We start from the raw sequence: 7,671 nt of genomic DNA on the forward strand, positions 1-7,671 counted from the left end.
AACCGCCCCAAGTGTGACGGCGCGCAGGCGATAGGGTTCAACTCCCGGCAGGAAGGCGAGAATCGGGGCTGGGCCGCTGGCTTGCGTAAGGGTTTCCCACGCGCCGCCGGTAGCATTCTGCCGCTCTAAGCTCAGCAGCAGTTCCGAGCCCAAACCGGCTTCGATCAGCGTTAGGCCTTGCCCGGCGGCCAGAGAGAGCGGCAGCAGGGTTTGCGCGCCGGCCAGCGTCCGCGTTTCGGCTTTCCCAACCGTCAGCGCCACCGGGGCGGCGATCGTTTCCGGCAGATAGGTGAGGCTCAGTTCCACCGCCCCCGCCGCGAGGCGCTCCAATGGCGTTAAACCGGGGTCGGGCACCGGCGCGCTCGGTTCTTCTCTTTCTTCCGAAACCTCCGCCTCGCCCTCGCCTTCATAGGACTCGCCCTCGCCCGTATCGTCTGAGGCGGTTGACGCCTCCCCGTTCACGACGCCCGCCGGCGGCGCGGTAACGGGTTCGACCGAAAGACTATAGCTTCCGGCAGCTAGCGCGCGGACGATGACGAAATTCCAGTCGTTCTGCCGGTCGTCGGCCTGAGCAATGATGCGATTATCGGCATCGCGCAACACGGCTTTAACGTCTTTCGTACCGAAGGAGGCGAGGCGCACGGTTTGCGGCGCATCGAGCGTAAAGCTTTGGCGCGTCGGCAGCGTCACTAGGCGCGGCTGATCGGGCAAAAGCTGTTCGGTTGCGCTAGTCAGCCGATAGCCGAGGCGGTTATTCCGCGCCAGCGCCGTCAGCGACAGGCGGTAGCGCCCGCCCGCGACGGTTTGATCGAAGGGCACGGCATTGCTCACCGCGCCAACCGCCGTCCAGCCCCCGGATTCCGCGCGCTGAAGTTGGCCGACCATCCCTTCCGTCAGCCCCAGCGTAAGGCGCGTCGGCCCCGGCAGGGCGAAGTCCCATTGATCGGGCACGCGCGGTTGATCGGGCTGATCGGGTTCGAGCCAGCGGAACGCCTGCACGCTATTCAACGCCAACGGATGCGGGCCGTGCCCCTGCGGCGGCAGGCTTTCCCCAAGCTCCGGCGTGAGGCGCACCAGCGCGCGCGTTGCCAGCGCGGGCGGCAGCAACACGAGCCGATAACCGCCTGCGGCCAGCGCGACGGTCAGTTTCGAGCCCGCCTCGCCAAACGGCTCGGGCTGATGGGCGAGCGGCAGAATCGGCCAGCCCTCGGCATCTTCCAACCGAAAGCCGATGGATTGCGCCAAACTCAAGACTTGCAGCGTATAGCGGCCCGCCCGTTCCAGCGTGAACGGCAGAATCGCCCCGGTGCCACGCGCGAGACCGACGCGGGCGGGCTGATCGATCTGAAGGCTCTCGCCTTCCACGAGCGGCGCGCGGGAGAGCGCAAGTTGCGCGCGGCCTTGCGTGCCGTTGAGGCTCGCGACCTCCAACTGATAGAGACCGGCGCGCAAATAGCGCTCCATCACGGCATTATGGCCGATACCATTCTCGACCGCGACGGCCAGCGAGGGAAGCAAGCGCGTCTTGAGCCGCGTGCTCATCGCAAGCCGCCCCAGGGTTTCAAAGCGATAGAGACCGGGTTCCTCCACTAGCAGATCAAAGCGGCGCGGCGCATCGCTGCGGAAATCGCCTGCATAGGTTTGCCCAGCGGTGAGGCGCGGATTGCTGACGACGACCGGCTCGGCCACCGCCGGGCCGGTTACGGCGGCGCGCGTCGGCGTTTCGAAGATCAACCGAAAGCGCCGCGCGCTCTTGGCGGAATTCTTCACCCCAAGCTTGTGGGAGCCTGGGATAAGCGCCGCCTTCGGGCCAACCGCCTTACCGTTCAGCGTGAGGGCGACGGGCTTATCGGCCTCGTCGAGCACGGAAAGGCTCCCGGCGAGGCTCGCTTCAATCGGCAAGGTTTTCGCTTCATCTGCCGCGAGCGCGAAAACCACGGGCGCGCCATCGGCGAGCTTCAACGGTAGATCATAGAGCGCGAACCCCACGGGGATATCGGCGCGCTCGGCGAGATAAAGCCTGGAATAATTATAAGTATTCGGCGGCGTCGGCGGCACGATGACCGACAGCAAGCGCCCCGCGTTAGGCGCGTCGGCGCTCGCAGGGGCCTTCAGATCGGCGTCTTCGCCCGCCAGCACAACATCGACCGCCCCCGTCAAGGCCGAACTGGGGCGCAGGTTGAGCCGGTAAAAGCCCGCCTCCAACGCCAGCGGTCCGCCCTTCTCGCTCGGTACCGGATCGCTGCCGAGCACGGGCACCACGGACCAAAAATGCGGTACGCCCTCGGTTTTCAACCGGAACAATCCCGAGTCGATAACGCGGAACAGCAGTGTGTTGCGGCCATCCAAAGTGAGCCGATAGCGCAAAATATTTTGGGCGGTTAGTTCCGGAAACGAGCCCGCAAGCACCTCATCCCCCCGGTAGAGCAGCGCCGTCAGCGGGAAATTCGCCCCCTCCGCCCCGGTATCGAGCAGGGTCAGCAGCCGCTCGTTGAAGGGGCGCACGAGCTGGCTATCGCCCTGCTCGGCACGCTGAAACTGCGACAGCGTATAGGGCAGGCCCGGCGCGCCTTCGATGCTGATAAGCGTGCCCTCTGCCCCCGGCGTATAGGCCACAGAAGCCACCGGGCGGCGGCTCAGCTTCGAGATTTCCGCCGACGGCCCCCAATTGGCCGTACCACCCGCCTGCAAAGGCACCGCGCTCAGTTTCGCTGGGGCGACATTGGCAAGCTCCAGCCGAACGAAATCCACCGGCGGCGGCACGATGAATTGTTCAACCCCGGTCGGGCCGAGGACGCCCTTGCGTTGGTCCAACCCCGCGACTTTGGGAATGCCGAGGCGTAAGGACAGCGGCATTTCCGCCCCCGCCTCCGGCCAGCGCAGCGGCGCGCCGCCGTAGACCGTGAGCTTGTAGCGCCCCGCTTCGATCTTCCCGGCAATCGTCAGAATACGCTGGGATTTCCCCGGTTCGATATCGACCAGCCGCGCGCGCGGCTGAATATCGGTGAGATCGATCCCGTCGCGCCACAGGCGCATATCGGCCAGTGCCCGCCCCGCCGCCACCAGGGTGACGGGATCGTCCCCCACGGTCAGCCAGTAGGAGCGCTGCTCCCCGTCCGCCAAACGCGCGCTGAGGGTTTGCCCGCTATCATGGGCCAGAACCGGCGGCGGTTGGTTCAACTCGGCGGCGGAACTGACGGTGAGCGACACCGTGCCGGTGGCTTTTTCGGCCCCCGTGAGGATGAGCTTATAGCGCCCGCGATCGAGCAGCGCATCAATCCGCCCATCGCGCTCGCCCGGCTCGCCCGCGTCGGCGAGCGGCCCCGCGATCATATCGACGAGGCGCACGGCAACGCCGGTTGCACTTTCAGCGCGCACGGTGATCCGCCCCGGCCCCTCGAACGGAAAAATAGGTGGATTGGGTGCCGGAGGCGGGAAGCTGGGCTTGATCGAGCGTAACCGCCGGTCCGGGGATAGGTTGGGCGGGGGCGACGGGGGCAATAGCAGCGGGGGCCGTCGGCGCAAGCTGGGCTAAATGCTGCTCATAGGCCGCCGACACGCAGTTCACGACCGGCAAGGAAACAGGGGGCGCGGTGACGCCGCAGGTTTTGGGGAATTCGGCCAGCCAGCGCTTATGATCGGCCAACAGCGCCGCTCGCCCGTCGCCCGCGCGGTTTACCGCCGCGTCGAGCGCAAGTTTCAGCCGATCATCCAGCGCATTGACCGCCGGTGTGGTGCAAATAAGGATTTCAATTGGGGCTTTGGCCTTGGCGCAGTCAAAACTTGCCGCCTGCGCCGGGCCAAAAACTCCCCACCCCTGTCCAGAGCCCAACCCCCAACAGCCCCACGGCCCGGACAGTGACCCTGCGCATCGGAAATAATCCTTATCTGTCAATCCGCTGCGGCGCGGATGAGAGAGCGCAGTATGCCTATTTCTCGGGTCGTGCGCAAACGCCGCGCTATGGCTTTTCCCAGTGCCCGCTATGCGCGGATCGCGTTAAAGCATCCAGAACCCGCATGTTAGAAATTGCATCTTCCAGCCCAAATTCTTGCGGCTCGTCGCCTAAGATCATCCGCGAAAAAGCATCGCCCTGAAGCGTATATTGGTCGCATTCCGCCACAGTTTCGCGGGTGATGCCGCTGCCCTTATGGTCCGCCCCGGTATCGAGCGTCAGCGAACAGCCATAACCCGGCGGCGCGTTGAAGGGAATCTCCACCTCAAGCCGCCCCTTGGTGCCCAAAATCTGCACGCGCTGGTAGGAGACGAGTTGCGTCGAGCAGGTAAACGTCAGCCGCCGCCCTTCGGAGAAAGCCGCAATACCGCTTGCCAGCCGGTCGGTGCCGAAGGTCGGATCGTTCTCGATCAGCCCCACCACTTTTTCGGGCTCGCCGCCGAAAATATAGCGCGCCGTCGCCACCGCATAGCAGCCGATATCCAGCAGCCCACCGCCGCCGATGTCGGGCTTGTTGCGGACGTTGTTGGGGTCGACGTTGTAATAGGAAAATACGGTCTGGATCGCCCGCACCTCGCCCAACTGGCCCGAGCCGACGATTTCGCGCGCGCGCAACCATTGCGGGTGATAGCGGACCATGAAGGCTTCGGCGACGCGCTTACCCGAGGCGTCGCGCGCGGCAATCAGCGCCTTCGCCTCATCCGCCGTCATCCCAATCGGCTTTTCGCACAGCACATGCTTTCCGGCCTGCAACGCCTTGAGCGTCCAAGGAACGTGCAGATGGTTGGGCAGCGGATTATAAATCGCATCGATGTCGGGATCGGCCAGCAACTCTTCGTAACTGCCATACGCCTTGGCGATGCCGAGTTGGTCGGCGGCCGTGCGCGCGGTGTTAAGATCGCGCGAGGCGATGGCGGCCACCTGCGCCACCTCCCCCCGCATCATCGCCGGAATGACCTTTTCAAGCCCGATCTTTGCTGTGCTGAGCACGCCCCAGGTGACTGTTCCGCTCATCGCGCGCTTCCATCCTATTTGTATGATTTATGCGCGCCAGCATACCTGGGGCGGGCCTGCCAAACCAGCAGGAAACAACCGGCCTAGAGGGCCACCCCCGCCGCATCGAACCGATGAATTTTGGCCTCCAACGGCGCAAGCTTGATGGTATCGCCGATGGCATGCGCAACATCCTCGCCGACGCGCACGGTGAGCGTTCCTGCGCCCGGAACCTCCACATAGATCATCGTGTCGGACCCAAGATATTCGATGTGGATAATCTCGCCCTGCCACGGCCCATCGCCCATGATGCGCAAATGTTCCGGGCGGATGCCGAGGGTCGTTGCGCCCAAGCGCGCGGCATAATCACCGCCGAGAAAATTCATCGTCGGCGAGCCGATGAAGCCCGCAACGAACAGGTTCGCAGGGGTATGGTACAGCTCCATCGGGCGGCCCACTTGCTCGATTTTACCGCCATTGAACACGACGATGCGGTCGGCCAGGGTCATCGCCTCCACCTGATCGTGGGTAACGTAGATCATGGTTGCGCCCAACTGCCGGTGTAGCTTGGCGATTTCGATGCGGGTGCCAACGCGTAACGCCGCATCGAGGTTCGACAGCGGTTCATCGAACAGAAACAGGCTGGGTTCGCGCACAATCGCCCGCCCAATGGCGACGCGCTGCCGCTGCCCGCCGGACAATTCCGCCGGGCGCCGCGCCAACAGCGTTTCGAGCTGAAGCATCGCCGCAGCTTTGGTTACGCGGCGTTCGATATCGGCTTTCGGCACCCCTTCTTGCTCCAGGGCGAGGCCCATGTTCCGCCGCACATCGAGATGGGGATAAAGCGCGTAGGATTGAAACACCATCGCAATGCCGCGCTTGGCCGGGGGCGTTACATCCACCCGCCGCCCATCGATGGACAAATGCCCGGAGGTTTGCTCCTCAAGCCCGGCGATAATCCGCAGCAAGGTCGATTTACCGCAGCCGGACGGGCCGACGAAGACGACGAATTCGCCGTCCTGCACGGTCAGATCGACCCCTTTGATGACATCGACGGACCCGAAGGATTTTTTGATTTTTTCTAGGACCAGCGACCCCATCGCGTATTTCTCCGTCCAGTAAAAGAGCTAAAGATCGATTGCACAGCCATCGCGCATCGAGCGGTCCGCCGCCAGCACCACGGCAAGCGAGGTGATCGCATCCTGCATATGGCGGCTGAGGTCCAGGTCTTCGGTAATGGCTTTCAGCACAAAGGCCTGTTCCCGGTCGCACAGGGCCTGATGCCCCGGCTCGTCGGCCATCGACAGCAGCGTATCGGGCTTTTCGAACCGGCCCTCGGCATCCAGCGCGGCGTGATGCACGCGAATGGTGGCGGTTTTCGTATGCGTCTCCACATCCGCCGATTTTGCGCCCTCGGCCATGACGATAGAGACCGAGCCGTTCGGGCTCATCACGTCCTTCACAAAGAAGGCGGTTTCCGAAATCATCGGCCCCCATCCGGCCTCGTACCAGCCGACCGAGCCATCGGCGAAGATCACCTGCAAATGGCCGAAATTCACTTGATCGGCCGCGATTTCGGACGACAGCCGCACGCCCATGCCGCGCACCTGCACGGGAGCAGCGTCGGTGATCTGGCACATCACATCCAGATAATGCACACCGCAATCGACCAGCGGCGAGGTGGACTCCATCAGCCGCTTGTGAATCTCCCAGGCCGGGCCGGAGGATTGCTGATTGAGGTTCATGCGCATCACATAGGGCGGCCCCAGTTCGCGCGCCTGCCGGATGAACTCGATCCACGACGGATGGTGGCGCAGAATATAACCGATCACCAGCTTACGGCCCGTGCGCTTTGCTGTTTCAACCACCCGGCGCGCGTCTTCGACATTCGTCGCCAGGGGCTTTTCGACGAAGACATGCGCCCCCGCCTCCAGGGCCCGAATGGCGAGATCAACATGGGTATCGGTATAGGTGTTGATCGACACGAGATCGGGGTTTAGCGCAAAACCGGCGTCGAGATCGGTGAAGAGCGGGTAGCCCGAAAGCGCCTCCGGCAGCGCGAGCGGCGAGCGGTTCACCAGCCCGATAATCTCGAAACCAGGGTTGGCGTGGTAGGCGAGCGCGTGACTGAGGCCCATTTGCCCGAGGCCGATCACGAGGGTGCGAAGCTTCGTCATTTCACGGCTCCAGCGGTGATGCCGCGAATAAGTTGACGGGAAAAGGCGAGGTAGAGCACCAGCACCGGCACAATCGCTAAGGTGAGCGCGGCGAGCACCGCATTCCAATTGGTCACATACTGGCCGATAAAGGCTTGCGCGCCCAAGGTGACGGTTTTCGTGCTCTCGCCCGGCGCGAGGATCAGCGGGAACCACAGATCGTTCCAAATCGGGATCATCGAAAACACGGCGACCGTGGCAATCGCGGGCCGGATCAACGGCAGCACCAGCTTGAAGAAGATCGCATATTCGGACAGACCATCGATCCGCGCGGCGCTTTTGAGATCGTCCGACACTTGGCGCATGAATTCCGACAGAATGAAAATCGCCAGCGGCAGCCCCTGCGCCGTATAGACGAGAATCAGCCCCAGGTGCGTGTTCACAAGGTCGGTTGCCACCATGATATTGAGAATACCAATCGTGCCGAGGCGGATGGGAATCATAATCCCGAGCGCCAAATACAAACCCAACAGTGTGTTGCCGCGAAACTTATATTCGGACAGGGCAAA

The 7,671-nt window shown here is 63.5% G+C and carries 6 protein-coding genes; all 6 read right to left on the minus strand.

The genetic code is table 11. The features are described 5' to 3' along the window. On the minus strand, window positions 1-3,378 hold a 3,378-nt coding region (locus tag VZ95_RS13470; protein WP_045776306.1), incomplete at its 3' end, for a hypothetical protein. After that, window positions 3,368-3,832: a lysozyme inhibitor LprI family protein gene (locus VZ95_RS13475; RefSeq protein ID WP_045776307.1), complete on the minus strand. Its 465-nt coding sequence runs from the start codon at window positions 3,830-3,832 to the stop codon at window positions 3,368-3,370. The genes VZ95_RS13470 and VZ95_RS13475, both read right to left, overlap by 11 nt. A 127-nt stretch (window positions 3,833-3,959) precedes the next feature. Beyond that, entirely contained in the window at window positions 3,960-4,967 is a 1,008-nt protein-coding gene (locus VZ95_RS13480; protein WP_045776308.1) for a Gfo/Idh/MocA family protein, read from the minus strand. Between the two features lie 83 nt (window positions 4,968-5,050). Beyond that, the gene (locus tag VZ95_RS13485) at window positions 5,051-6,046 is read right to left on the minus strand and encodes an ABC transporter ATP-binding protein (protein ID WP_045776309.1); all 996 of its coding nucleotides are present in this window, start codon (window positions 6,044-6,046) and stop codon (window positions 5,051-5,053) included. Window positions 6,047-6,073: 27 nt separating this feature from the next. After that, window positions 6,074-7,123: a Gfo/Idh/MocA family protein gene (locus VZ95_RS13490; RefSeq protein ID WP_045776310.1), complete on the minus strand. Its 1,050-nt coding sequence runs from the start codon at window positions 7,121-7,123 to the stop codon at window positions 6,074-6,076. Next, window positions 7,120-7,671: carbohydrate ABC transporter permease (locus VZ95_RS13495; RefSeq protein ID WP_045776311.1), on the minus strand; the 552-nt coding region annotated here is incomplete at its 5' end. The genes VZ95_RS13490 and VZ95_RS13495, both read right to left, overlap by 4 nt.

Origin of the sequence: Elstera litoralis (assembly GCF_000963705.1) — a bacterium.
Lineage (GTDB): Bacteria > Pseudomonadota > Alphaproteobacteria > Elsterales > Elsteraceae > Elstera > Elstera litoralis.

What these genes read in the sequence shown, in the direction of transcription:
- VZ95_RS13490 (WP_045776310.1), bottom strand. Translation starts at nt 7,123, where the DNA reads ATGACGAAGCTTCGCACCCTCGTGATCGGCCTCGGGCAAATGGGCCTC.
- VZ95_RS13480 (WP_045776308.1), bottom strand. Translation starts at nt 4,967, where the DNA reads ATGAGCGGAACAGTCACCTGGGGCGTGCTCAGCACAGCAAAGATCGGG.
- VZ95_RS13485 (WP_045776309.1), bottom strand. Translation starts at nt 6,046, where the DNA reads ATGGGGTCGCTGGTCCTAGAAAAAATCAAAAAATCCTTCGGGTCCGTC.